Below are 24,467 nucleotides of genomic sequence, written 5' to 3' on the forward strand. Positions count from 1 at the left end.
GGTCAGGGAGAATGCCATGTTTGCTTATATCGTCCGACGTTTGCTGGAAATGATCCCGGTTCTACTGGTGGTCTCCCTGTTAGTGTTCGGTTTTATAAAACTGTTGCCGGGTGACCCGGCACGTATTTACGCAGGTGCTGACGCGACCATTGAGGCGGTGGAAGCCGCCCGTCAGCAATTAGGATTGAACGACCCGCTGCCGCAGCAGTATGTCCACTGGCTCGGCGGCATGTTCAGCGGCGATCTGGGTGTGACGTACCGCACCCAGCAACCCGTCATCGACGTCATCAGCAAGAGCTTTATGCCCACTATGTGGCTGGCGCTGGCAGGCTTTGTCTGGTCGGTGCTGCTTGGCCTGCTGATTGGCGTGGTTTCCGCGCTCAAGCGGGGCAAATGGCAGGACTGGACGCTGATGAGCTTCGCGGTCGGCGGAATTTCGATGCCGCCGTTCTGGCTCGGCCTGTTGCTGATTCAGTTTGTCGCCATGCCGTTCGGCGTCTTTTCCGTCAGCGGCTTTAATCAGCCCAGCGACATCATTCTGCCCGCGCTGACGCTCGGGGCATCGGTAGCTGCCGTTATGGCACGCTTTACCCGCTCCGCGTTTCTGGAAGTCGCACAGGAAGACTACGTCCGTACCGCGCGCTCCAAGGGGCTGCGCAATCGGCTAGTCACCTGGAAGCACGTGATGCGTAACGCGCTGATTCCAGTCATCACCATGCTTGGGCTGCAATTCGGCTTCCTGCTCGGTGGCTCCATCGTGGTTGAAAGCGTGTTTAGCTGGCCGGGTCTGGGTTGGCTGCTGATTGAATCGATCAAGACGCAGGATCAACCAGTCATTCAGGCGCTGGTGATGCTGTTCGTGTTTGAATTTATTGTCATTAATCTGTTGGTGGACCTGCTGTACGCGGTGGTCAATCCGGCGATTCGCCTACGTTAGGAGACACGATGCACCTTCCTCCAGAACCCGTCGTGGCTGTTGCCACGCTTGATGAAGAGACGATACGTTCGCCGTGGCGCGACTTCGTTCAGGTCTTTATCCGTAACCCGATGGCGCTGGTTTCCAGCGGCTTCGTCCTGCTGCTGGTACTTGTCGCCATTTTCGCCCCCTGGCTGGCACCGTGGAACCCGATGGAGCCTGACTGGGCATCGCTGGCTTCACCGCCTTCAGCAGCGCACTGGATGGGTACCGACGATCTCGGGCGCGATGTGATGAGCCGTATCATCTACGGTGCACGCATCTCGTTATATATCGGCATCTTTTCCGTCACGCTGGGCATGCTGGTCGGCATCGTGCTCGGCCTGCTGGCGGGATACTACGGCCGCTGGGTGGATACGCTGATCATGCGCGGTTCCGACGTGCTGTTCGCCTTCCCCGGCATGCTGCTGGCGATTGCGGTCGTCGCGATCCTCGGCCCCGGCCTGAATAACGTGATTATCGCCGTCGCGGTCTTCAGCGTACCGGTCTTCGCCCGCATCGTGCGTGCTTCTACGCTGTCGCTGAAACAGGCGGCCTATGTGGAAGCGGTACGCTGCGCCGGCGCACCGGATCGCATTGTGCTGATGCGCCACATCCTGCCCGGCACGCTGCCTAACGTGATCGTTTATTTCACCATGCGTATCGGCACCAGTATCCTGACCGCGGCAGGCCTGAGCTTCATCGGCCTAGGCCCGGAGCCGGACGTACCGGAATGGGGCAACATTCTGGCCATGAGCCGCAGCTTGATGATGGCAGGTGCCTGGCACGTCAGCGTGTTCCCCGGTCTGGCGATTTTCTTCACCGTGCTGGCGTTTAACCTGCTCGGGGATGCGCTGCGTGATACGCTCGATCCCAAACTGAAAAGCTGAGGAAGGCGATGCACGGCGATCACCAGATGAACGACTATCACCAGCAGCAGCAGGCGCTGTTGCTACAACGCTGGAAAACGACGCGGCAGTTGGGTACGCCGCGCTCGGCCAGCGGGCCGCATAACCGCCTCAGCGACATAGCGGGCGTGCGCGTCGGCCACTGCACGCTGGCAGCGGGTGAAGTACAAACCGGCGTCACGGCGATTGTGCCGCCCGGTGAGAACCTGTTCACTCAGCCCCTGCCCTGCGGCGCGGCCGTGTTGAACGGTTTCGCTAAACCCGTTGGGCTGGTACAGATTGAGGAATTGGGGCTGTTGCAAACGCCCATTTTACTCAGCAACACGCTGGCAACCGGCACGCTGTTTACCGCGCTGGTGCGCGATGCCATTTCCCGTAATCCAGAACTGGGCCGCACGCTGCCCACAGTTAACCCGCTGGCGCTGGAGTGCAACGACGGCTGGCTGAACGACATTCAGGCGCTGGCAGTAACAGAACCGATGGCACGGCAAGCGCTGGACGATGCAACGGACACCTTTGCACGCGGCAGCGTGGGGGCTGGGCGTGGTATGAGCTGCTTTAGCCTGAAAGGCGGCATCGGCACCGCATCGCGCCTGATTCCCGAATTAAACGCCACGCTCGGCGTGTTGGCGCTGGCAAACTTCGGCACGCTTTCTTCGCTGACGCTGGACGGCGTGCAGATAGGAGACGCCCTCGCCCCTATCCTGCCAGGGCTCGCACCGCAGCAGGACGCCGGTTCGATCATCATTATCATGGCGACGGATGCCCCGCTCGATGCCCGACAGCTCAAGCGCATCGCCAAGCGTGCTGGTGCAGGATTAGGTCGGCTCGGCAGCTACTGGGGACACGGCTCCGGCGATATCGCCGTTGCGTTTTCCACCTGCCCACAGCCGCAACCGCCGGAGGATGCGCAGCTTGAATCGCTGTTAAGCGCCGCCGCCGATGCTACAGAACACGCGGTGCTCGACGCCATGCTTCAGGCAGACGCCGTGACCGGTTTTCGCGGCCATCATCGCCCGACGCTGCCACAGGCGTTGGATCGGTTGGCTGCAACTCTTTATCCATAAGCAAATTCTCCCGTAGGAAACTGATTATGAAAGTGTTTATCTCTGCTGATATCGAAGGGATCGCTGGCGTGATGCGCCCGGAACAGTGCAGCCCCGGAACCGCGGAATACCAACTGGCACGCGGCCTGATGGAGCAGGAAGTGAATGCCGCGATTGACGGTGCGTTCGCGGGTGGCGCAACAGAGGTGGTGGTCGCCGACAGCCATGCGGCAATGGTCAATCTGCGTGCGGAGAACATCGACGCCCGCGCCCGGCTGGTACAAGGTAAACCGCGCGGCTATTCGATGGTAGAAGGGCTGGAGCAACAACAGTTCGACGGCCTGATGTTCATCGGTTATCACAGCGCGGCAGGCGAGTTTGGCGTGTTGTCGCATACCATCAATGGTCGTGCTTTCTACCGCGTGCGCATCAACGGTGAAATCATGGGCGAGAGCGACATCTACGCTGCCGCTGGTGTGGAACAGAAAACACCGATCTGGCTGGTCAGCGGTGACGACACACTCCAAAGCTGGATCGCCCGCTACTACCCTGCCACCGACTACGCCTGCGTCAAACGCGCCATTTCACAGCATGCGGCGGAGTCCCTCAGCACCGAGCAGGCCCGTCAGGTGATTCGAGATGCAGCCAAAGCGGCGGTGGAAAAAGCACACCGTACGTTAAATTCACGGATTCAGGCGCCCTACCGTCTCGAACTGATGGTGGCAAAACCGGTACTGGCCGATCTATTCTGTCTACTGCCGAACGTTGAACGCTTGGATGCCATAACCGTAGGTTATACCGCGCAAAACATGCGGGAAATCACCAGCCTGTTGGGTGCCTTTTCCTATCTGGCAACGACGCAAAACTGATTCCGGTCTATCCGCCCCTGATTCTGGGGTGTAAACCGCTTGAAAAGAGAATTTATCGCATGACAAAACCCGTGATTGTGATCCACGGTGGCGCAGGTGCGCTGACCCGTTCGGCCATGAGCGCTGAAAAAGAGCAACGCTATCTGGCTGCGCTATCCGAGATTGTCGCCAGCGGACAGCGTATTTTGGCTGAAAACGGCAGCGCGCTGGATGCCGTAACGGAAGCCGTCCGTCTGCTGGAAGAGTGCCCGCTATTCAATGCCGGACACGGTTCGGTCTTCACCCACGCAGAAACCCATGAACTGGACGCCAGCATCATGGACGGACGGTCGCTGGATGCTGGCGCGGTCAGTTGCGTCAGCCATATCCGTAACCCGATTCTGGCGGCACGCACCGTGCTCGAAGCCAGCCCGCATGTGATGTTTACCGCCGACGGCGCGGAAGCCTTTGCACAGCAGCACGATCTGGAAAGGGTCGATCCGGCGTTTTTCTCCACCGATGAACGCCGTCAGCAGCTCCATAACGCGCAGGCAGGCTCAGGCCGCGTCATCCTCGATCATGATGGTCAGAACGACCCGATCGATCCCGACCGTAAATTCGGCACCGTGGGCGCGGTAGCGCTCGACAGCGCAGGTAACCTCGCGGCGGCAACCTCGACGGGCGGCATGACCAACAAACAGGCCGGACGCGTGGGCGATAGCCCCATCATTGGTGCTGGCTGTTACGCCAATAACCAGACGGTAGCCGTTTCCTGCACCGGTACTGGCGAGGTCTTTATGCGTGCCGTCGCCGCCTATGATGTCTCGGCGCTGATGGAGTATGCCGGACTCACGCTACAGCAGGCCAGCGATCGCGTAGTCATGGAGAAACTCGTGCAAATGGACGGCAGCGGCGGGATGATTGCCGTCGATAAAGCAGGCAACATCGCCTTGCCATTTAACAGCGAAGGCATGTATCGCGGCTATGGCTACGTGGGAGAAGCTCCCGTCGCCGATATCTATCGCTAAGTTAGCAATGGCAGGTGATATAAAAGATAAATGCACTTAATTGGTGCTATAGCACCAATTAAGTGCATCACGGTAGTGCATAAATTTTTCTCATTGGCAGCTTATGCACTATTACCAGGTGCTTATAACCTGGCGTAATAATTGCAGGCATTCTGGTCATTACTCATACGATGCTCATCAGAAAGCGTCAGCCGGAGCCTGCAACCATGCGATTACGCCATATTGAAATCTTCCAGGCCATTGTTCAGGCAGGTACCATCAGCGGCGCCGCCCGTTTACTCAACGTCTCTCAGCCCAACGTCAGCCGGGTATTGAATCACGCAGAACAGCAGCTCGGTTTTTCCCTCTTTGAACGTCGCACACAGGGCATGATCGCCACCGAAGAAGGGCTGCGCCTGATACCGAAAGTGCAGGAGCTTTTCAGTCATCTGCAAAGCATCAGTTCCCTCACCGAACAAATCAAAACCAGCAAGGCACACTCCGTACGGCTCGGTGCAGCACATGCATTCGGGCAAATGATCGTGGCCCCAACGCTGGTGGAGTTTCATAAGCAGGCAGCCTCGGTTAACGTCGAACTCGTCACCGAACACTTCAGCACGCTGTGCCAGAACATCCTGCAAAACCAGCTCGACTTCGCGCTGATCTTTGGTCAGCAGGTGCCACCTGAGCTGCTGGCAGAACCGCTGTTCCAGTCCACAATGGTTGCCCTGCTGCCGAAAGACAGCCCGATAAACGGCCCCGTCTCGCTGGAATGGCTGTGCAACAACAATCTGCTGATGATGCAGCATCAGGACCCGCTCGGCCAGGTGGTACACCGTGCACTACGCGACAAGGCGCTACAGCCGGCTGCCTCGCTCTACATCAAAACCTACTCAGTGATTGCCGATATGGTGCTGGCGGGCGGCGGTGCGGGCATCGTCGATCTCTTTACCGCCTGTCGCTATGCCGATCAGCTCAAAATCGTCCCTATCGATCAGCCGCTGCCTTTTGAAGTCACGCTGATCAGCCGCCGCGACAACCCACAGTCACAGGCGACGCTGCAACTGAAACAGATGATGAAAAATCGCTGTCGCGACATCGCCAGACAGAACGAGACGCTGCTTTACGCCGCCTGATTCACGACAGATGCTACGCCACAGACGGTTTTTCCTATCCCCTGCGCGGGACTCAACGCTATAATCCTTCTCATCATTTGCTTTACAGGTATGCACCAATGATTCGCAGCATGACCGCTTACGCCCGCCGAGAGATCAAGGGCAACTGGGGAAGCGCAGCCTGGGAACTGCGTTCCGTTAACCAGCGCTATCTGGAAACCTATCTTCGTTTACCGGAACAATTCCGCAGCCTCGAACCCGTCGCTCGTGAGCGCATCCGCGCCCGCTTAACCCGTGGCAAAATCGAATGCAACCTGCGTTTTGAGCTCGACCCGAGTGCGCAAAGTGCGCTGATCCTGAACGAAAAACTGGCGAAACAGCTGGTTAATGCCGCCAATTGGGTCAAGATGCAAAGCGACGAAGGGGAAATCAACCCGGTTGATATTCTGCGCTGGCCCGGCGTGATGTCGGCGGAAGAGCAGGATCTGGACGCCATCAGCGCCGAACTGCTGGTAGCACTGGAAGGCGCGCTGGATGACTTCATCGCCGCCCGTGAAAGCGAAGGTGATGCGCTGAAAGGGATGATCGAACAGCGTCTGGCTGGCGTCAGCGCCGAAGTCGTCAAAGTGCGCGCCCAGATGCCGAACATCCTGCTATGGCAGCGCGAGCGTCTGCAAAGCAAGCTGGAAGATGCGCAGGTGCAGTTGGAAAATAACCGTCTGGAACAGGAACTGGTTCTGATGGCACAGCGCGTCGACGTCTCGGAAGAACTCGACCGCCTCGACGCTCACGTCAAAGAAACCTACAAAATCCTGAAAAAAGAAGAAGCCGTCGGCCGCCGCCTCGACTTCATGATGCAGGAATTCAACCGTGAATCGAACACGCTGGCCTCGAAATCCATCAACGCCGACGTCACCGCATCAGCCATTGAGTTGAAAGTGCTGATCGAGCAAATGCGGGAACAGATTCAGAACATCGAGTAACGTTTCACGCGATCTCGCGTAGTCTCAATAAGTCTCGTCAGGATAAAAAGGCCATTGTAAATCATGGCCTTTTTTGTTTTATATAGTCTCATATCGTATCACTACAGCGCGTGTTCTGCGTGTGCTTAAAGGTGTACTTATTTAGCCTTAAGTACACTCGTTTAAGTACACCTCCTCTGATGATGAGGGACATATGGGAAAACTGACAGACATACAAATCCGTACATGGATTAGAAACAATGAGCACTTTGCGGGTCGCTCTGACGGGAATGGGTTATACATATGTTTTCCAGAGACTTATAGCGCCCCATTCTGGCGATTTCGCTACAAAATGGCGGGCAAAGCCAGAGTTATGCTGATTGGCTATTACTCCAGCATTTCGCTCGCGAAAGCGCGAGAAATCGCAAAAGAACTTTCCGCTCGTGTTGCTCTGGGACATGACGTAGCGGGAGAGAAGCAGGAACGTAAAGCTGAAGCGCTGAAGAAGATGGAAGAAGAGAAACATGTGCTCCGTGTTTCAGAACTAGCTGCGGAATACTTTGAGCGTCAGATCCTCAACCGGTGGAAGCACCCTGACATTCTGCGCCGCCGCATAGACAAAGACATCAACCCTAATATCGGGCATTTCAGAATCGAAGAAGTTAAAGCCTGGCATATCGACGATATGCTGCAAAAAATCGTCCAACGTGGAGCGCCTACAGTTGCTAATGACGTTCTTCGCTGGACGCGCCGTATTTTTGATTTCGGTATCAAGCGACATATGCTTGAAAGCAATCCTACTAGCGCCTTTGAAATCTCAGATGCTGGCGGACAGGAACAAAGCAGAGAACGCTGGCTCAGCCGTGACGAATTGATGAAGCTCTTTCAGGCTATGCCCATGACAAAAGGCTTCTCACGTCAAAATGAGCTAACAATGAAACTTCTGCTGGTGTTCTGCTGCCGTAAAATGGAGCTTTGCGGTGCGCGTTGGGAGGAGTTCGATCTTGATGAAGCGGTTTGGCACTTACCAGCAGAACGAGTTAAGAATGGTGATGCGATCGACATCCCTATTCCTGCACCTGCGCTTGAATGGTTGAAAGAACTGCATCAAATGTCCTGCAATAGCCAGTGGGTGCTTCCAGCAAGAAAGATGCAGCACCGCATGATTCCGCATATTCAAGAAAGCACACTGCCTGTTGCGTTGAGCAAGGTAAAGGGCAATCTACCTGATGTACCTAATTTTACTATTCATGATTTTCGGCGTACCGCGCGTTCACATCTGGCGGCGTTAGGGGTTGATCTAGTTGCAGAGCGCTGCCTGAATCACAGAATCAAAGGTGTTGAGGGGATTTACAACCGCTATCAGTATTTCAATGAGAGGAAGCAAGCGTTGGAATTGTGGGCTGACTTGCTTGTTTCTTTAGAAAGAGGTGAGGACTATAACGTGACACTGTTTAGAAAAAGTATAGCCTGAAGCCTAGTACAAACGTAGTCTTTCATATGACTCATACAGTATACAACGGAGCCTTTGTGATCTTCTTTAAACAAACCGACATTACTAACTGATGGTTGTATCTAATGCTGGGGGCAGGTCATGGGGATTGCTAGTATCTGAAAGTAAAGGATATGATACTAACTCGACGCATTTTAAATGTTTAAAAGAATCAATTATAATCGAGTTTGTATTTGGAGATATCAAAGAGACCTATGAGAAGCGGAAAAAAAAGTATCCTCACACCAATCAACCCAATTTTTATACCAGATCAAAAGTCATACTGGGCAACGCATTTTTATAGTGTCTTAAAGTGTATGGATAACCATAAAAATTTGCAGTACTCCCCAAGAAGATTCAAAGAGTTTCCTCTTTGGTCATTAAGCCTTTTAAGAGGAAACCTACCTCAGAATTTTTTTGAATATATTGAGTCATTTATCAGAAACTGGGGTGCTCAATATTTCTTTGCAAGTCTTTTTAATCAAAAAGTGGGCAGCCATATCATTATCGAACTGATTGAGAGGCTTGAGGAGTTATATGGTGTTTGTTTTAATAGAGACTTGGAACAATTTACCTTTTATATATCAGGAAATGATTCTCATCTAAGATATAAACTTGAAGATAGATTCACAGAAATATTTCCCTATAAAGAAATGAAAAATTCTACTTCTGATCTTATTGGATATTCTGATCTTTGCTTAGTATTAGAAAACACATTAACTGGCTCATCAGTTGGAATATTTGGTGAGGTTGAAGGAAACCATGGAAACAAGATGAGGACTGAAGCTTTTTGGGGAGGTAAACAAGAATTCTGTGTTTTTGGTATTGGCGTTGTTGATGGTGATGAGAAATTGGTGTATTTCGAAGAATCCAATTATAAAGGAATACCAAGAGTACATCTTTTGTTTGAAAAATCACATTTCTTTATCAGTGATTTTTTAGAAGTGTTAAACTGCTTAAAATTCTTTTTCCTATGTGGCCCTCAGATGAAGTATAGCTGCCCTGATGATGAATTTGGTTTCTTCGTTACAGAAATAAAGAAGAGATGGTCCGATCCTATCACCCAAGTTTTTATCTTTCTTGAGCGGTTTATAGATGGTGGTGATTTGGTTGGGTTTAATGATAACGCTTTGTCAATCATCACCGATTTACAATCATAGTTATTTTTAAAAGTTCAATATACTATTCACGCTAATTGAGACTATAATGGGGAAATATGCAAACAGTATTTTACTCTTGGCAATCAGATATATCTTCAAAAACAAACAGGAATGTTATAGAAAAATCTATTACAGTCGCAATAAAAAAAGTTAACTCGACATCAGAAAGTAAAGAGTCACATTTCACTCTTGATAAAGATACACTAAATGAGTCAGGTTCCCCAGATATCGTTGATACAATAATGCGAAAAATAGATAGATGTTCATTTTTTATTGCTGATATAACCCCAATACTAACTTCAAGTACTGGGAAAAACATGCCTAACTCAAACGTATTATTTGAATCAGGTTACTCTGTAGGGAAAAAGGGATTTAACAGAACATTTTTCATTGTTAATGAGGCCTATGCAGCTGTAGAGACCTTACCATTTGACTTAAAGACAAAAAGAATCCTCAAATATAATCTCAGCGAAAGTGATTTGAGTGATCCTGAAAACAAAGATAACATAGTTAAAGTGTTAACCTCAGCTATAGCTAAAAATTTAGAGTTAATCAATACGCTGCCTGAAACTGAACTTTCAGTAAATAAACCACCAACTAAAGAAATAAAAAGAAATAGGGATTTAATGAAGCTTAAAAGATTCCTTGAACAGATGCCATCAAAAATAATCCAAGAACATATCAATTATGGAATTGATATGATGATAATGAATTTCAACACTTTTACCGCCCTCTATAATATGCAATCAATTCAGTCATTTATTGGATTTAGACTTTATGACTTAAAGCTTCAAGAACATATTAATTTACTAATGGAAAATTTTGAGAAAAGTCTTTCATTTGGTCTAAATTTCCACCATTTCAGGGATGATATATATAAGTTCAAAGCGAATGAAGTAACATCAGAATCCGATTACATAATAGCTCTTAAAAAACTCAATTATTCATTGGATAATTTACTGAATTACATACATTCAAAATATATAGAAATTGACCTGGAGGAGTATGGTGATTTGGCTTTAAAGTCATACTATAAAGAAATTAAAGAAAATGAAGATTAAAATAAATGCGGTTGCTCTTTTTTTTCTATGAGCCAATAAATATTGTCCGTTTAAATTGGCAACGCCGATATAATATTCTGACACTTGCTATTATCTTATTTTATGTATGAATGCAATTAGCAGAACCAATAACAAAAATTTTCAATGCGGTGAGTAATTAATATAAAACAGTCACATATTATTGCAAGTAATTTAGTTACACCAATATGGAAGAATTCTTATTTCTCTTTATGTATGCCTGATTGATTATTTCTTTCTGTAGTTCCCCTCCATAGAGCCTTCAGCAGAAACGCCACAATAGTTTTCACAACTACGGGTCATTACGTTAAATGAGCCATTATTCAATTCACTAATTACCGCTACACATGCACTCGATGAGTCGCTGTGAAGCCAACGATTTCGCAGCCCTGCGCCTGCACCGACACGTTCGGCAATGCCCTCCATATTACAAACACCAGAAGCATTACCGTGAGATGCATTAATATTAAATTCAGCAGTGTCATTCCCCGTCGACAACGATAAAGCGCCATTTCGCTTAACGTATTTAGCTGCATGCGCCATAGTAAAGCCATTGGCCAATAGCAAAGTTAGGACTATCTTTTTCATTATTACTCCTTTATATACTGTTAAATATAAAAATGTCTATACCAACAAATTATTACCGATATAATTTTGTACTAGAATATCCTTGCTTTCGTATTTCCATACGTTGAGTATTATAGGTGTTTCTGCAATTAACACACGAATAAACATTAGTAATGTTGTATCGCTCTTCTGTCCAGGTCGACTTTATAATCATCTGCTTGATCTTACCCTCCCAAAAGAACCCAGCGTAATAGCGCTGAAAGCCAGTCTTAGACAACAGCTAGGGCGTTCATGCTTGACTGCCTTACTAACCCGACACAGAACAGTGCTATTCGATGAGTGCGAGCTCTGGAATCAGTGGCCACGCTGCGTTGAGCAATTAAGCAGCATATACAGCATAGCATGCTGCTTACGGTGTACTTAAGGGTGTAGCTAATCGAAAAGATGATTATATAAAACACTTGTAAATCAACGCATATATAGCATTACTCAACATTCAGATTCATCACGCGCTCTCGCGTTCTCTCACTAAGTCGCGTCAGGATAAAAAGACCATTGTAAATAATGGTCTTTTTTGTTTTATGATGGAGGACAAAAACATGGGGCTAACCCATATCAAATGGATTTTTTGGTGTTCCGTCATTCAGTAACTCAGACGCGATGGCATGTACCTCGCCCTGAACATAAGCCCAATATTCAGGATTATCGAGGGTTCTCTCTTTAATTGGCTTAGGGATAAAGCGGCTCATTTCCATATTGAAGTCGTCACGGACTTCATCTTCCAACATTAGCTTGGCTAACTGAATAGACAGCGCCTGTCGAAAGTCTACTGTTTGCTTCTGTCTGGCGGTGAGTTTCTTTTCAACCAGTGTTTTGGATAAATCAATACCGCGCTGCTTAATCCAAACAATATCCCAGATATCACGAGGTTTAATACGCCTTGCCCGATACGCTAACGCGATCAACTTATCGGCCAATGTTTCTTGTAACGACTGTACCGGAACCAAGATCCCTTCAGTCGGTACAACGATGTTGTAATGATTGATTAGTGGGCGTTTTTCAATATCAAATGACGGAATAGCACAGACGTCAATATGCATTTTTTGCCGTGGCAAATCAGGACGATTAGCTTCTTTTACGATACTAATTTTCCAAGAAACAGTATCCCCTTGCTGCTCGCCAGAAGGTTTGTTTACCCAAACTTCGGTTTCATACTTGTTCTGAATATAGGTTTGGATTTCGGACTCCAGCCCCTCAAACGCTGAGGGCTGGAAATCATGACCACCATTGAAATCAAGATCTTCTGATAGCCTGCTACTGTTGTAACACATTCGTAATGAGGTGCCGCCAATAAACGTTAACCGCTGCATGACGCCCTGTTTGATCAGCACATCGATAATGTCATGATGCAAGATCTCTTTTTCTATGACGGGTGTCACTGCGGCATAGTCAGGGTTTGACTGGACGATTTGGCGAATTTGTTGCCTCAGCATACGTTATCTCCCACACACTTCCCCATACTTAGCTCTCCAACATATGTAGATTACGCTGGCAGTGCTTTAGGTCTGCAATCGCTTGTTCCTTGTATGCGCGATACATGTTGATGTCGGGGTCATAGTACAAATTAGGTGCAATTTGCTCGACTGGCTTTTTAGTATGGGTAAACTCGATCACGCCATAAGGCGTATCAAAACAACCACTTCGACCTTTAGTCACCACTGTGACTCTACCCATCACAACTTGTGAAATATCACCAGTATGACTGAGCTGACTTTCTAAACTGATGTAGTTCAATACGCCACTGCGCAACTTTTTGATGATTTTATAAATGGCAGTCTCAGGCTCAGGTGGTGTAATAACACTTTCATAGAAGCCTTTCACCACTCGTCTTAGCAACCCCTTCTTTACGCAATCTGCCAGGAACTTTCTAAAGGCTGAGTCACAAGGCACACCCTGCATAAAAGCCAGCTCTGCTACACTGTGAATGCCACCGCCAGCGTTCACTGATTTAGCCAACGCGCTTAATAGCTCATCAGATTTAGCCATAGGTCTACACTACATTACCAAATAAGTAATGTAGTGTAGACCTGCGCAAGAGAAAGGTCTACAGATTGTTACGTGATAAGTAACTTAGTGTAGACCTATTAAACCTGAGTAACCTTCGCTCTCGACTCTTGTATATCGCCAGCCAGGGACACCAATATGCCCATATTGAGCATTTTTATAAAATTTGGACACGGTGATACCCATTTTGAATGGGCAAGGCATGCTTTTGGATGCTTACTTTGAAGAGCGCAAGGTGCGCTCACACTATGCTTGATAAGTGGCCAGTATTAGATACAACGCTCAGAGCGTTTTTGTCGCGTTATTTCCCTTCACCCTCTCCTGCATGTGATACCGTCAAGGCTTCCTTATAGACGTCTTTCACAGAATTAAATTGCTGAGCCGCCTCCAGCGCACTTAATGTTGTCAACTTCATCGAATGACGAATCGGCCGATGAGGAACGTTTTCAATCGGTGTGTTTAACGTCAATGGTTTACCTAATTCAAACAAAACACAATCGTATGAATCGATGCTTAGTTTCCCTGCGTGCTCCACCGTTAATTCATTCCTTTTAACGATTCTCTGGCTTTTAATCGGCCATATTTTCTTAATCGATTTCCAGTGGTGATCAAGGTCACTCGTTGAAGCGATAGCGAGGTAGCGTATTTCTGCGACAATGTGGCTTCTGGCATTCTTCATCGCCTGATTAAATGTCTCAACTCTGGTGTGATACCATGCTGATGTGCCGTTTTCAAAATTATCAAAATACGTGCTGGCTCGCCCTTTAGTACCCCCCAAGGATGCCGTCATCACTAAATCGGGATAAAGCGTTTGCTCCATACCGTAATAAGGGATTCGTGCGGCTTCTTGCAAATATAAACGCTCTTGCAATTTTTGCGTGCTGTAATCACTTCCCGCAACGCCAAGTTGACGCTTTAAAAAATCAACCATCCAGCGGCACCCAACTTGCTCCTTGTCGTTTGGAAGAAGCGCAAATGCCCCAATCCCCACCTCAGAAATCATATCAAGGTAAGGGTTGTCGTCCACGTGTTGGTTAAAAAAGCCGGGATAGAGGGCAAAGGCCCCAAACACTGGACGACTTTTATGGCCTATCGTGGACGATTTATCTTGCGTAATACGGATCAACGCATCGCGGTAACGGTGCATTTGGTTAATCGCATCGTCCGGCACCAAATCGATTTTATCAATATCGTATTTATGCGCATCGCTACCATCCACTTGGCTCGGTTTGGTTTGAATACGGTACTTTGCATCGAACAGCCAAATAAAGCATTTGTCACTCGGCGTAGGGAATTCAACCTTCAAGACAATATCAGGACAATGAGAGACGAAGTAAGAACGAATATCCTTGCTATTTGGGGTAAAACTCGGTTCGTGCGCTAATCTCGCCACTAAACCATCATCGCGTTCAAAAACAAACGCGCCCGCAAAGCCATTCTTTAATTGATATTCAACGTCATTTTTTAATACTAAGGCTTGGCGATTCGGCGTGACATCCTTAAAGCCAAGATCGTCGACTAAAATGTTGCGCAATGCCAGAAAACACCACACCTCATAAATTTCGGCAACCGACTTCATCGAGATACTGGTTTGATTGGCAAAAACATCCAAATAACATTTAAGCTCTTGCCAAATGCGATATACCGCGCTGTATCCCGTTTTTTGTTGTAGGACTAGTGAGGATTTAGCCAAACCGTTAAATGCACCAACCTCGCGTAAAAAGCTGTGGTTTAGCATTTTGCTCAATGGTTTTTGCCAACTGCCAATTTCGTTGAGGAACGAGTCGGAAAGGCGTTGATTCTCTGGGGCTTGATTATTTTTTCGCAGCTTACGTTCAAACTCAGCTAATCGATTTTTGCACTGGGTGACCACCATCTTGATAAAACGATTTTCTGGCGTATCAACACTTAAGTGCTTTTTTTCAACGCGATAGCGTTTATCGAACTGACCCTTTTCAAGGTCTTTGATTACGTTTTCGGCTAAGCGATGAGGCAACCGGCCTTTTAAACGATCCGCACGCACAAATGAAACGTTGGGCTGTAGGCGGCTATGAGGCGCCTGACAGATAATTTTTAAACTTTGTTCGAAACGCTGCCTCAGTGCCGTGAAATTAGCTAACCAGAGTAACGGAAAATCACCACGCTGTTTGCTTTGCTCTGCCTCTTGCTCGGTTTTTTCGGCAAGGCTAAAACGCCATAGCGGATAGTTATCGTCAAGTACGCGATACATCTCGGGCAAATCACGGTGTAAATCCATTTTGGTCGGCAACACGTCAAAAGCAAGGGTAAACCGATAATCCTGACCTGCAAGGTGATAGCTAAGTGGCAGACGCATCCAGCCCACATCATTACCGGTGTTGATGGTGCCCGTTAAGCGAGCGGGAATGTCGCGTTTCTTTGCCGCAAAGCGAAAACCTTCATTCACTAACCTAACGCGATGAGTTAAGCAGGCTTGCTCCACATCATTAAAAAACACCCACTCAAACTGATATTGCGCATTTTCAAAAAATAAGGGTTCCCGCAAATTAACACATTCACTCTGCACACTGGGCGCGTTCCCCAACGCGTCAGAGATGAGGGTTTCATCAAGAACCGCCACTTCCTGTAAATCCATCGCAGGGGAAAAACGCACCGTCGAGCCCACGATAGGGGGATTATTCGCGTCAGCGTACTGGGTTCGTTTAGCCAACGTATTACGATAAACCTGTTGCCGTTTAGCGATATCATTACACCAAATCGACAGTTCAAAATGCTCAGTTTGTACTCGCAATAATTCGGGCATTTCGTACCGCCTTATGGGTTATGGCCAGAAACTGGTGAAACCTGATTGAACAAGCTTATTTTGCATCCAATCAATTTTAGCGCGACTGCGGCAAGCAATCATTATCGTCGCGCCATCCTGTTGCTTTTCACGATAAAAATCGGGCCGAACAGCAGGTGAATTTTGTTGCTCAGGCGACGCTTGTTGCTTAGGCCACACCAGAGACAATTGCTCACGCAGAATACCGGATAAGCGCACGAGCAAGGACTGATCAATATTATGCTGAGCCAGTTTATCGCTGTCGCCTTCAATACGAGGCAACACTTTACACATTAAAAAATCATCCCAAACGGCTTGTAGCGCTTCGTCGTTTTCGGGCTGTAGGCTTATCACACTCAGCAGCAATTCATTTAAGGCACGATAGGCCAATTTAAAGGACGTGTTATCCAGCTCGATATTGAGCGATTGTAAAAAGGCAATACTCTTTTTGCCATCTGCATCAATTGCAGGCAAGCGTGCTTTATTCTTCACAGCACTTGAATAAATGGGATAGGACAGCTTTTTCGGAATGATGGTGGGTGAAAAATATTCGTCGAAATCGTTAGGGAAGAAGTCACCAAAATCAAAACTCAGTGCGCGGTCAATCACCTTACGGGAAAAGCCGTGCGTGGTCTCATCCATATTCACCGTGCCGGCCACCAGTAAGTTAAAGGGAATGCCGATACCATTCTCAGAAAATTCAAGCCATAACGCAGAAGTCGGGTCTAACTCCAAACTCGTGCACAACGCATTCTGTTTATCAGGAGAAAGTAACTTAATCACCGAGGCTTTTAATAGCGGGTCGCACTGGTAGATAAATTCATCACCCTTCCATTCCCATTCGCGGGTTTCCAGTATGGATAAATAGTCAGCGAAATATTGTTCAACAGGGGCGAGATTCATTTCATCTAGGCATAGCCAATACGGCGGTATTGCGTGTAAATCATTACGGTGGCCTGCCGTTTTGTTCTCTGCGATTTGCACACCGGTCTCTGCAATGGCTTTCCACGCTTTAACAATAAATTGCAACACATCGGTGGTGACGTACTCGGCATTGTTATTCAAGCGGGTGGTATAACCTAATAAATCGCTGGGTTCATGCCAATCCGGCCGGACGGAAACTAAACAGTAGGTTTCTTCACTGCTTCCCGTTGTTTCCGCTTGTTTACTAACAAAACGCGATTTCCCCGTGCCGGAGATGCCGGCGAGGAGTAGGAAAGGTTTGGGGAGGGGAATACTGTCGCTATCTTTTCCAATCAATTTTTCTTTGGTGGATATTGATATTTCTTGCATTTCAAATCCCATCCCTTCTATTTCTTTATAGAATTTCAGTAATGAATACAAATCACTTTTTAGAATTTCATCAGACGGAATACTGTCAGCAGAATAATATCTTGCGATAACACTTGGTTTTTCATACGATTTACCAAGAGGTGTATCTGCTTTTAAATTTATATCCTTAACGCCCCAGCGCTCTAAATCAGGGATTTTGTTTAATAGCTGTTTCTTTATATATTCAGCGCGTTCTTCGGCAACTTTCTTTCCCCATTTCTTAGCTGGGCTTGTTGTACCTTGATGAAGGGACAAATAAAATCCTGAGCCATCAGCTTTAAAAAGGTATACTGGATAGATTCCTTCTTGAGTGGTACTTGTAATTTTTGGATTAAGAATAGATATCCAAGGAACATTTGCCCAATTCCCTGCTCCAGCACTAGCCTCTACTTCATAAGTCAAATCAAACTGACTAACTATATCTTCTATTTCTTTTTTTAACTCTTTTCTCAATAAATTCGCAATTGGGTTATTAGTAAACCCCTCTTTTGTGGCCGCAACCCAACCTTTAGTTATTATCTGAAATTTTTCTTGCAGGCTCATCCTAGCTCCTAAATTAAGACAATAAATTTATGATATCTCGCCACAACAGCCATTTATTTTATTACGCAATACTATTTCTTTCTACTACACACGGAGACGTCAAGTGTTTCAGCAGCCATCATGTCAACAACGCAGCGTTTTCGGCCATCAACTTCTGGCATGGTTTTATAAAAACCTGTTGGCATTGACACTCAGTCCGCAATATATAACTGTGTATTTATACATGAATATTCATATTATCATCTGATGATACTTAGGCAAGTATTGTATTCTTCACCCCATGTAATCGAAAGTGATTTAAGCCATCAATTTCGATTACATGACTACGAAACTCGTAGTATCTGAACCCGTAAAAAGCATCGACAATTGGCGGCACTGACTTTCAAGGAGGATCGCCAATGACTACCATAAATGCTGCCGCTACCGAGAGTTCCATTACCATTTTCCGCGACCTGATCGCTTCGTTACCCATTGATCACCTTAGTCATGCTCAGCGGGACGATCTCAGCGCAATCGCCGCAGAGTCGGTTGAAGGGTTGTGCCACGGTTTACAGTATCTAAGCGAATCGCTGGCCACAGAAAATCTTCAACAACTCAGCGCCTATTTCAACGCCTGTGCACATTTGATTCCGGCATTGCTGGTAATCAGCGAACAGGCCACATCAGTTCGCACAGCAAACCTCACCTAAACTGTCCCTATCAGAGCCAATAAGGACAACTTTCCTATAAACTGTCCTTATTGGTTTGCATCTTGTCCTTATCTTTACTACATTTAGAGACACCTACTACCATTCTGTCCTTATAAAAATGAGCCAAGACAATCGTATACGGCAAGAGAAAACATCAATTTTGAAAGCAATGCTTCAGTTCGATGAAGCAAAAAGCTTGGGAGAAATTGAAGAATTTTTATTATTTTCAATAAATAAGAAAACACTACAGCGCCGACTTAAAGAGCTGTACGACGACGGACAGATCGTGACGGTAGGGGAAAAACGCAATACTAAATATTATGCAAATAAGGACAATTCACCTTCATTGCATGTCCTTAAGTCATTCGATAAGGACACTACCGATAACAACATAGGGACAATACGGGCAGATGAGGACAATCACCCCATCTTTTCCAAAGAGGCTATCTCACAGCTCGCCTATTTAGATACGCCTTCATACGCGCGTAAAAAATCCAGCTATCAATTTGATATGTTGAATAATTATTTACCCAACGTAACCCAGTACCTACCGGATCAGATACAAACGACGCTGGCGAAAATGGGGAAACGATTTGATGACACACTTGCAGCCGGTACTTACGCGAGGAATATTAGTCAACGCCTACTCATTGATTTGTCTTATAACTCTAGTCGACTAGAAGGTAATACCTACTCCAAGCTTGATACACAAAAACTTATAGAACAGGGGCTGACAGCCGATGGTAAAGTTCATGAAGAAACCATCATGATCATGAACCACAAAGAAGCGATTGAATTTTTAATTGAAAATGCTGAAGAGATAATAATTAATGCCTTCACGATCAGAAACATTCACGCCCTACTTTCGCAAGATTTACTCGCCAATCCCAACGCATGCGGTAATATCAGGCAAATAGAAGTCTCTATTGGAAGATCGGCCTATTTTCCGCTAAACAACCCCCATCAACTCGAGGAATACTTCTCTCTATTGCTACGCAAAGCAGAACAAATCCACAACCCCTTTGAACAAAGCTTTTTCTTATTCATTCATTTATCTTATCTACAAGCCTTTGAAGACGTAAACAAGCGAACCGCTCGATTATCCTGCAATATCCCTTTTATTAAGCACAATTTTTGCCCTTTAAGTTTTATTGATGTACCGCAAGAGGATTACTTTAAGTCACTGCTGTACTTCTATGAAACCAATGAGCTCCTGCCCGCTTTAGAGCTGTTCAAATGGGCCTATACGAGATCTTGCGAACAATATGATGTAGTAAAAGAGTCGATTGGCGAAATTGATATTTATCGCATACAACATCGTGCGGCACGAAAAGTGGCGATGGGGAGCATTATCCGGGAAAATCTTAATGAACCGTTTGCAGAACAATATCTTAAGAAATATTGTGCAGAAAATAACATTCCTTCTGCCGATAAATTTATTACCATGACACTCAGTGATTTAGCTCAACTTCATGTTGGATCAATCGTTGGACTTGGCATTACAGAAAAAATGTTTATTGAGTGGAAAAAATAATTGAATGAACGGAAGAATCGGTGGGAATTACTCGTCAGGACAGAAACGTAACAGTGGCGAGCAGCAGAACGGTATCCAAAGATCGCCAAAATGCCAAGCTAGACGCCGAATTTGCTCTCATCATGCAGCGCTATGGTCATACTATCAAAACGCTGAACGACCGATAATACATACAACAAAATAGGACTGTATTCCTACAATCCCATCAAAAATGGGAATATAGTCCCATCATCGCAGTACCAATCGATTCACCAAACCACCGACACTATCTTTAGAACGTCTTCACCAGCAGCAAAACAGGGAAAAACAACCGTCATGCGTTATCTCGTCCTCCCGCTCATCCTTTTTGCCTTAACCGGCTGTCAGGCGGTTACCACCTTCGATAAATATGCCACGATGCGGCTTTATGAAGTGTATGAAGCGAAGAATCTTTCCGCCTGTGAGTACAAGCCGCAGTTTCGCGACTGTACCGTAGAAAAGCGTTCTTTTAACGTCAGAATTACGGACGATAAAAGCAAAATTGCATTAGTGGTAGGAAAACGCTATGCCTATTTCGGCTTCACGCGTGATGATTTTTCCCGCCAGACGCAGCCGCTGCGTGATTTCCTGATTTGGGCAGACGATCCGAACGCGCAAGATAAACAGATCAAGCAGCTACGTAAGGCCGGAAACGTAGGCGGAAGCCTGTTTTACAATAGCGAAGTGGAATATCAGTTCGATTATCTGCATACGCGTGCCGATGTTGCACTGCTCGTCGTTAAACCTCATCAAACGGCTGATTCTTATGGCTTGACCGTCGAGGAAGTGAAAAATCTGCTGTCGGTGATGGATGCCTGGTATGCCGGTACGTTTACCGGGAAACAGCTGACGTAAAACTCAGTTGAGGCGGCCAGACTGGTCACGTCTGGCCAAGAGCGGCATTAGAATTTCTGCATTCTGGAAGTAAACTGGCCGCAGTTTTTCAGCATCAAATCTTTAACGGGGCGGCGGTCGTAGTAGCCTTTCTCTGTCTTGAACACTTCGTAGACTTCAATGCGTCGGGGCGAATAAGGTCCATCAAACTTGCCAGTGACGTAATAGTAATTCCCCACTACAGGTTTAAACGTCACGGTGCTAAATCCGCCATTGCCCGCAATCATTCTTACCGCGATATTGTTTTTCGCACTCACCCAAAATTCACGAATCATCGTTGGCGTTTCTGGGATTTCAGGGAAACCGAGTTCTTTATTATTGAGTTTAGTTTGGAACCCAAACGCATTATTGGTATAGCCATTTTCTGGTGCATCAATATTAATACATCTGTCAGTCGTCGGATAAACGCGAACATAGTCGAGGTTGCGATTATCGAACGTCATACCCACACGGTCAGCGCCTTGATAATCCTCCAGTTTATGACTATAGGTCGCAACCGAACATCCACTGAGTAATATCGCGCTTATTCCTATCAGAAGAATTTTCCCAAACATAACCATCCCTTACCTTTATAAAATCAGAACTTCCTGATTATTTTACGCCGTTTTTTATTCGAAAATTTATGCTCTATTACCTCACCTTAAACACTATTAATATACCCTAAATAATTCGAGTTGCGTGAAGGCGGCAACTGCGCGAATCCCCAGGAGCTTACAGCAGTAAGTGACTGGGGTGAGTAAGGGCAGCCAACGCACAAGCAGCTTGAAGTATGACGGGTATAAACGAGGCAACGTGGCAATTTCGCTCTATTACACCGCTCGACGTAAAAAATCTCTGAGCCAGACAGAGATATCTGCCGTGAAGGATATCGTCCAACGCCATTCCGTTAATGACCACATTGAGAAATATCTGACGACCGGTGAAGGCCTGAATTGGGAATCATTTGATTTCACCCTCAACGTGAAAATCGGTAACGTATTCAGGAGGGGGATTGTCCTCTCCGGTTCAACCAAACTTCCCGACAATGATGAAGAAGCAACTTGGATTGGCGTACAGCACTGGTGCCAGTGTTTATCCGAAATACGCGGCGTTTTGACACACTGTGAATGGCACGTCGCGGTCGACGATCGTGCTATTCCGTGGAGCCATGAGGTCAATGCCTATGACCCTGCGCGTTAGAAACGTGAGCCTCTGACAAAAATAGGAAACAGGGAGGGCGAGATGGACGACAACGACATTTACGATGCTGTCGCAACCAGCGCATACGGGCTGTCGATGGGCGCGATATGGCAACATATTGCGGTGGAGTGTCGGAGCAATCCCAGAACCTACACCCAACGTCAGGTTCTGTTTTTTACGTTGCTGGAACGGCTCATCGCAGAGGGAAGAATCAAACTTGCCAGTCAGGGAGACACTCTGCCAGGTGACCCGAAAAATCAGGTCGATCGGCTCCGCAACGCCTTTCCACCTGAAACGTCCGATAATGAATTTGATGATGTCGACGAATACGGCCTGTGGTTCTTAGCCAAAGCCCCCGCAGGTGTCGTGTGGATCACGCCCGAGGGACAAGAGAGTTGGACGTAAGAAGAATCAGCCAAACCGCACCCATTCCTCTTACTCATGACCAGATATCACCACTCGCAGCGAACTTACTCCGTGGTCTTACGTTCAACCTCCTGACCTTCCGCTGCCTGACTTTCTAGCACCTCATTCTGTTCCGGCTTCGCCACACGATGCTGGCGACCTTCCTCGATAAAATCTTCGTCGATGCCTTCAATATTCTCCTGATTGTCGCGACCGGAGAGGATGTTCCAGCAGGCGATGAACAACGCCGCAATCAGCGGGCCAATCACAAAACCGTTGATACCGTAGATTTCCATGCCGCCCAGCGTGGCGATCAGAATCAGGTAATCCGGCATTTTGGTGTCTTTCCCCACCAGCAGTGGGCGCAGAACGTTATCCACCACCCCAATCACCAACACGAAGAAAGCGACGATGAATATCGCTTGCCAGAGCATATCCGTCGCGAACAGGAAGGCGGCGGCCGGCACCCAGATAATTGCCGACCCCACAGCGGGGATGAGGGAAAGGAACGCCATTAGCGACCCCCACAGCAGGCTGCCTTCTATCCCTGCAATGGAGAACGCAATCCCGCCCAATGTCCCCTGCACAATCGCCACCACCACGGTGCCTTTCACGGTCGCCCGAGATACGGCAGCAAACTTCACCAGCAGATGATGCTTAACATGGGTAGAAAGCGGTAGCGATTCCAAAATCAGGTTGACCAGATAGGCACCGTCTTTCAGGAGGAAGAAAAGCAGGTAGAGCATCACCCCAAAACCAATGAAGAAGGTGAATGTCCCTTTGCCGATCAGCAGCACGCTTCCCGCCAGATATTGCCCACCTTTCAGCACAACCTGAGACAGCTCCTGCTGTATTTTGGCGGCGTTATCCAGATTGTGTTCCGCGAGGAAATGTCGCGCCCACTTCGGCAGATGCTGAATTAGCTCCGCCAACACCACCGGGAATTGCGTATTACTGTCCTGCAATCGGGTGTAAACCCCGTTAATTTCAACCACCAGCGAGGAAACAATGATCCCCAACGGAATGAAGACGAGCAGGAAGATGATCAGGACGGTTAGCAACGAGGCAACGCCGTTGCGATCGTTTAATTTTTGCCGAATTTTGCTTTTCAGCGGATGGAAGATAATGGCCAGCACCGCTGCCCATAAGATGGCGGAATAATACGGTGCCAAGATGTCAAAAAACGCCAGCGTGACGATAAATAAGATAAGGATGAAGAATCCCTTCGTAAGCCCTTTAATATTCACAACGATTTCCCCTTCGTTCAATCTGCTCTCGAAATATAGAACGAAGTGGGGCGTTTGCAATATAGGAAAAAACGCCGGATTCTGAGGAGATGGCTATGCGAGCGCCTCATGAGTGGCAATAAAGTCATCTTTTAACTGACTATACACCGCAGCATCGTTATCACATGCCAGCGCAGCGGCGCGCTTTATTGCCGCATATTCCGCACACACGTCAGGATTCACCCGCAGATAATCACGAAAAGCCAAATGTCGCTGAATAGGTTCGTCACCCACCACGAAGGCGTGAAGATGGTGAGTACGAGCGTCACCGCCCTTGGTGTAGTAACGACGCCCCGCTATCCCATTTTCGCCGCGGGGGCGATAGCCCAAATCGACCATGACGTGATCCAACCTATCCAAATCGGACAGCGAAACCACTTCCAGCAGCATATCAATCACCGGTTTAGCGGGTAACCCCAGCACGGCCGTGCTACCGATATGGTGGATTCTCACCGCAACGTCACCGAGCGCCTGCGCTATCGCACTCGCCTCTGTTGCGTAATTCGTCACCCAGTGTGGATCGTAATCCACCACGGCAATCGTGCGCTTGCCCATTCGCTTATCTTCCCCAACGTTGTCCTATC

24 protein-coding genes are annotated in these 24,467 nt (G+C 47.5%); 16 read left to right on the forward strand and 8 right to left on the reverse strand.

The genetic code is table 11. The features are described from left to right. The first annotated feature begins 16 nt into the window (after positions 1 to 16). The 10 genes from K7X24_RS08330 (at position 17) to K7X24_RS08375 (ending at position 10,554) form a co-directional block, all read left to right on the forward strand. Positions 17 to 937, forward strand: coding sequence for an ABC transporter permease (locus K7X24_RS08330; protein ID WP_010300711.1), 921 nt, complete (start codon positions 17 to 19; stop codon positions 935 to 937). An 8-nt stretch (positions 938 to 945) separates the two neighbouring features. Next, complete coding sequence (locus K7X24_RS08335; protein ID WP_224554216.1) at positions 946 to 1,845, forward strand: ABC transporter permease subunit; 900 nt, start codon at positions 946 to 948, stop codon at positions 1,843 to 1,845. An 8-nt stretch (positions 1,846 to 1,853) separates the two neighbouring features. After that, the gene (locus K7X24_RS08340) at positions 1,854 to 2,930 is read left to right on the forward strand and encodes a P1 family peptidase (protein WP_411961340.1); all 1,077 of its coding nucleotides are present in this window, start codon (positions 1,854 to 1,856) and stop codon (positions 2,928 to 2,930) included. Positions 2,931 to 2,956: 26 nt separating this feature from the next. Beyond that, positions 2,957 to 3,778 carry a M55 family metallopeptidase gene (locus K7X24_RS08345; protein ID WP_224554217.1) on the forward strand — a complete coding sequence of 274 codons (822 nt, stop codon included), beginning with the start codon at positions 2,957 to 2,959 and terminating at the stop codon, positions 3,776 to 3,778. 59 nt (positions 3,779 to 3,837) lie between these two features. After that, a complete protein-coding gene (locus tag K7X24_RS08350; RefSeq protein WP_224554218.1) occupies positions 3,838 to 4,785 on the forward strand; it encodes an isoaspartyl peptidase/L-asparaginase family protein in 948 nt (315 codons plus the stop codon). A gap of 206 nt (positions 4,786 to 4,991) precedes the next feature. Continuing rightward, on the forward strand, positions 4,992 to 5,900 hold the full coding sequence (locus K7X24_RS08355) for a LysR family transcriptional regulator (protein WP_039542502.1): 909 nt from the start codon (positions 4,992 to 4,994) through the stop codon (positions 5,898 to 5,900). Between the two features lie 98 nt (positions 5,901 to 5,998). Then, positions 5,999 to 6,862, forward strand: coding sequence for a YicC/YloC family endoribonuclease (locus K7X24_RS08360; RefSeq protein WP_224554219.1), 864 nt, complete (start codon positions 5,999 to 6,001; stop codon positions 6,860 to 6,862). Between the two features lie 193 nt (positions 6,863 to 7,055). Next, positions 7,056 to 8,315: a tyrosine-type recombinase/integrase gene (locus K7X24_RS08365; protein ID WP_224554221.1), complete on the forward strand. Its 1,260-nt coding sequence runs from the start codon at positions 7,056 to 7,058 to the stop codon at positions 8,313 to 8,315. A 233-nt stretch (positions 8,316 to 8,548) separates the two neighbouring features. Beyond that, the gene (locus K7X24_RS08370) at positions 8,549 to 9,493 is read left to right on the forward strand and encodes a hypothetical protein (protein ID WP_224554223.1); all 945 of its coding nucleotides are present in this window, start codon (positions 8,549 to 8,551) and stop codon (positions 9,491 to 9,493) included. A gap of 56 nt (positions 9,494 to 9,549) precedes the next feature. Further along, positions 9,550 to 10,554, forward strand: a complete 1,005-nt coding sequence (locus tag K7X24_RS08375) for a TIR domain-containing protein (RefSeq protein WP_224554225.1) — start codon at positions 9,550 to 9,552, stop codon at positions 10,552 to 10,554. A 246-nt stretch (positions 10,555 to 10,800) separates the two neighbouring features. Here K7X24_RS08375 and K7X24_RS08380 read toward each other — a convergent pair whose 3' ends face one another. The 5 genes from K7X24_RS08380 to K7X24_RS08400 form a co-directional block, all read right to left on the reverse strand. Then, positions 10,801 to 11,160 (reverse strand): acyl-CoA dehydrogenase, encoded by a 360-nt coding sequence (locus tag K7X24_RS08380; protein ID WP_224554226.1) that lies wholly within the window; start codon positions 11,158 to 11,160, stop codon positions 10,801 to 10,803. Between the two features lie 584 nt (positions 11,161 to 11,744). After that, entirely contained in the window at positions 11,745 to 12,632 is an 888-nt protein-coding gene (locus K7X24_RS08385) for a nucleotidyl transferase AbiEii/AbiGii toxin family protein (RefSeq protein ID WP_224554228.1), read from the reverse strand. A 28-nt stretch (positions 12,633 to 12,660) separates the two neighbouring features. Further along, positions 12,661 to 13,185 carry a type IV toxin-antitoxin system AbiEi family antitoxin gene (abiEi, locus tag K7X24_RS08390; RefSeq protein WP_224554230.1) on the reverse strand — a complete coding sequence of 175 codons (525 nt, stop codon included), beginning with the start codon at positions 13,183 to 13,185 and terminating at the stop codon, positions 12,661 to 12,663. Positions 13,186 to 13,504: 319 nt separating this feature from the next. Further along, positions 13,505 to 15,985, reverse strand: coding sequence for a restriction endonuclease-like protein (locus K7X24_RS08395; RefSeq protein ID WP_224554232.1), 2,481 nt, complete (start codon positions 15,983 to 15,985; stop codon positions 13,505 to 13,507). Between the two features lie 18 nt (positions 15,986 to 16,003). Next, positions 16,004 to 17,878, reverse strand: coding sequence for an MrcB family domain-containing protein (locus tag K7X24_RS08400; protein ID WP_224554234.1), 1,875 nt, complete (start codon positions 17,876 to 17,878; stop codon positions 16,004 to 16,006). A 398-nt stretch (positions 17,879 to 18,276) separates the two neighbouring features. On the opposite strand from K7X24_RS08400, the gene K7X24_RS08405 reads away from it, so the two are divergent. The 4 genes from K7X24_RS08405 (at position 18,277) to K7X24_RS08420 (ending at position 20,974) form a co-directional block, all read left to right on the forward strand. Beyond that, a complete protein-coding gene (locus tag K7X24_RS08405) occupies positions 18,277 to 18,567 on the forward strand; it encodes a hypothetical protein (protein WP_224554235.1) in 291 nt (96 codons plus the stop codon). A 169-nt stretch (positions 18,568 to 18,736) separates the two neighbouring features. Continuing rightward, positions 18,737 to 20,101: a Fic family protein gene (locus K7X24_RS08410; RefSeq protein WP_224554427.1), complete on the forward strand. Its 1,365-nt coding sequence runs from the start codon at positions 18,737 to 18,739 to the stop codon at positions 20,099 to 20,101. A gap of 20 nt (positions 20,102 to 20,121) precedes the next feature. Then, the gene (locus K7X24_RS08415) at positions 20,122 to 20,268 is read left to right on the forward strand and encodes a type II toxin-antitoxin system prevent-host-death family antitoxin (protein ID WP_224554237.1); all 147 of its coding nucleotides are present in this window, start codon (positions 20,122 to 20,124) and stop codon (positions 20,266 to 20,268) included. Positions 20,269 to 20,416: 148 nt separating this feature from the next. Then, positions 20,417 to 20,974 carry a hypothetical protein gene (locus K7X24_RS08420; protein WP_044207364.1) on the forward strand — a complete coding sequence of 186 codons (558 nt, stop codon included), beginning with the start codon at positions 20,417 to 20,419 and terminating at the stop codon, positions 20,972 to 20,974. A gap of 47 nt (positions 20,975 to 21,021) precedes the next feature. On the opposite strand, the gene K7X24_RS08425 is transcribed toward K7X24_RS08420, so the two are convergent. Then, positions 21,022 to 21,567: a hypothetical protein gene (locus K7X24_RS08425; RefSeq protein WP_224554239.1), complete on the reverse strand. Its 546-nt coding sequence runs from the start codon at positions 21,565 to 21,567 to the stop codon at positions 21,022 to 21,024. Positions 21,568 to 21,805: 238 nt separating this feature from the next. Between K7X24_RS08425 and K7X24_RS08430 the strand changes: the two genes are divergently transcribed. Both K7X24_RS08430 and K7X24_RS08435 read left to right on the forward strand, forming a co-directional pair. Further along, positions 21,806 to 22,192 (forward strand): hypothetical protein, encoded by a 387-nt coding sequence (locus tag K7X24_RS08430; protein ID WP_224554241.1) that lies wholly within the window; start codon positions 21,806 to 21,808, stop codon positions 22,190 to 22,192. A gap of 42 nt (positions 22,193 to 22,234) precedes the next feature. Beyond that, entirely contained in the window at positions 22,235 to 22,597 is a 363-nt protein-coding gene (locus tag K7X24_RS08435; protein WP_224554242.1) for a DUF596 domain-containing protein, read from the forward strand. 65 nt (positions 22,598 to 22,662) lie between these two features. Here the strand turns inward: K7X24_RS08435 and K7X24_RS08440 are convergent, their stop codons facing one another. Continuing rightward, positions 22,663 to 23,844 carry an AI-2E family transporter gene (locus K7X24_RS08440; RefSeq protein ID WP_224554244.1) on the reverse strand — a complete coding sequence of 394 codons (1,182 nt, stop codon included), beginning with the start codon at positions 23,842 to 23,844 and terminating at the stop codon, positions 22,663 to 22,665. 93 nt (positions 23,845 to 23,937) lie between these two features. Next, positions 23,938 to 24,438, reverse strand: a complete 501-nt coding sequence (locus tag K7X24_RS08445) for a GrpB family protein (protein WP_130623743.1) — start codon at positions 24,436 to 24,438, stop codon at positions 23,938 to 23,940. Positions 24,439 to 24,467: the final 29 nt, after the last annotated feature.

Origin of the sequence: Pectobacterium versatile (assembly GCF_020166435.1) — a bacterium.
Lineage (GTDB): Bacteria > Pseudomonadota > Gammaproteobacteria > Enterobacterales > Enterobacteriaceae > Pectobacterium > Pectobacterium versatile.

Excerpts from the sequence above, each read along its gene's own strand:
- K7X24_RS08385 (WP_224554228.1), bottom strand. The coding sequence starts at position 12,632 with ATGCTGAGGCAACAAATTCGCCAAATCGTCCAGTCAAACCCTGACTAT.
- K7X24_RS08330 (WP_010300711.1), top strand. The coding sequence starts at position 17 with ATGTTTGCTTATATCGTCCGACGTTTGCTGGAAATGATCCCGGTTCTA.
- K7X24_RS08335 (WP_224554216.1), top strand. The coding sequence starts at position 946 with ATGCACCTTCCTCCAGAACCCGTCGTGGCTGTTGCCACGCTTGATGAA.
- K7X24_RS08345 (WP_224554217.1), top strand. The coding sequence starts at position 2,957 with ATGAAAGTGTTTATCTCTGCTGATATCGAAGGGATCGCTGGCGTGATG.
- K7X24_RS08340 (WP_411961340.1), top strand. The coding sequence starts at position 1,854 with ATGCACGGCGATCACCAGATGAACGACTATCACCAGCAGCAGCAGGCG.
- K7X24_RS08365 (WP_224554221.1), top strand. The coding sequence starts at position 7,056 with ATGGGAAAACTGACAGACATACAAATCCGTACATGGATTAGAAACAAT.
- K7X24_RS08355 (WP_039542502.1), top strand. The coding sequence starts at position 4,992 with ATGCGATTACGCCATATTGAAATCTTCCAGGCCATTGTTCAGGCAGGT.
- K7X24_RS08370 (WP_224554223.1), top strand. The coding sequence starts at position 8,549 with ATGAGAAGCGGAAAAAAAAGTATCCTCACACCAATCAACCCAATTTTT.
- K7X24_RS08405 (WP_224554235.1), top strand. The coding sequence starts at position 18,277 with ATGACTACCATAAATGCTGCCGCTACCGAGAGTTCCATTACCATTTTC.
- K7X24_RS08395 (WP_224554232.1), bottom strand. The coding sequence starts at position 15,985 with ATGCCCGAATTATTGCGAGTACAAACTGAGCATTTTGAACTGTCGATT.
- K7X24_RS08350 (WP_224554218.1), top strand. The coding sequence starts at position 3,838 with ATGACAAAACCCGTGATTGTGATCCACGGTGGCGCAGGTGCGCTGACC.
- K7X24_RS08420 (WP_044207364.1), top strand. The coding sequence starts at position 20,417 with ATGCGTTATCTCGTCCTCCCGCTCATCCTTTTTGCCTTAACCGGCTGT.
- K7X24_RS08400 (WP_224554234.1), bottom strand. The coding sequence starts at position 17,878 with ATGAGCCTGCAAGAAAAATTTCAGATAATAACTAAAGGTTGGGTTGCG.
- K7X24_RS08410 (WP_224554427.1), top strand. The coding sequence starts at position 18,737 with ATGCTTCAGTTCGATGAAGCAAAAAGCTTGGGAGAAATTGAAGAATTT.
- K7X24_RS08375 (WP_224554225.1), top strand. The coding sequence starts at position 9,550 with ATGCAAACAGTATTTTACTCTTGGCAATCAGATATATCTTCAAAAACA.
- K7X24_RS08445 (WP_130623743.1), bottom strand. The coding sequence starts at position 24,438 with ATGGGCAAGCGCACGATTGCCGTGGTGGATTACGATCCACACTGGGTG.
- K7X24_RS08435 (WP_224554242.1), top strand. The coding sequence starts at position 22,235 with ATGGACGACAACGACATTTACGATGCTGTCGCAACCAGCGCATACGGG.
- abiEi (WP_224554230.1), bottom strand. The coding sequence starts at position 13,185 with ATGGCTAAATCTGATGAGCTATTAAGCGCGTTGGCTAAATCAGTGAAC.
- K7X24_RS08360 (WP_224554219.1), top strand. The coding sequence starts at position 5,999 with ATGATTCGCAGCATGACCGCTTACGCCCGCCGAGAGATCAAGGGCAAC.
- K7X24_RS08380 (WP_224554226.1), bottom strand. The coding sequence starts at position 11,160 with ATGAAAAAGATAGTCCTAACTTTGCTATTGGCCAATGGCTTTACTATG.
- K7X24_RS08425 (WP_224554239.1), bottom strand. The coding sequence starts at position 21,567 with ATGTTTGGGAAAATTCTTCTGATAGGAATAAGCGCGATATTACTCAGT.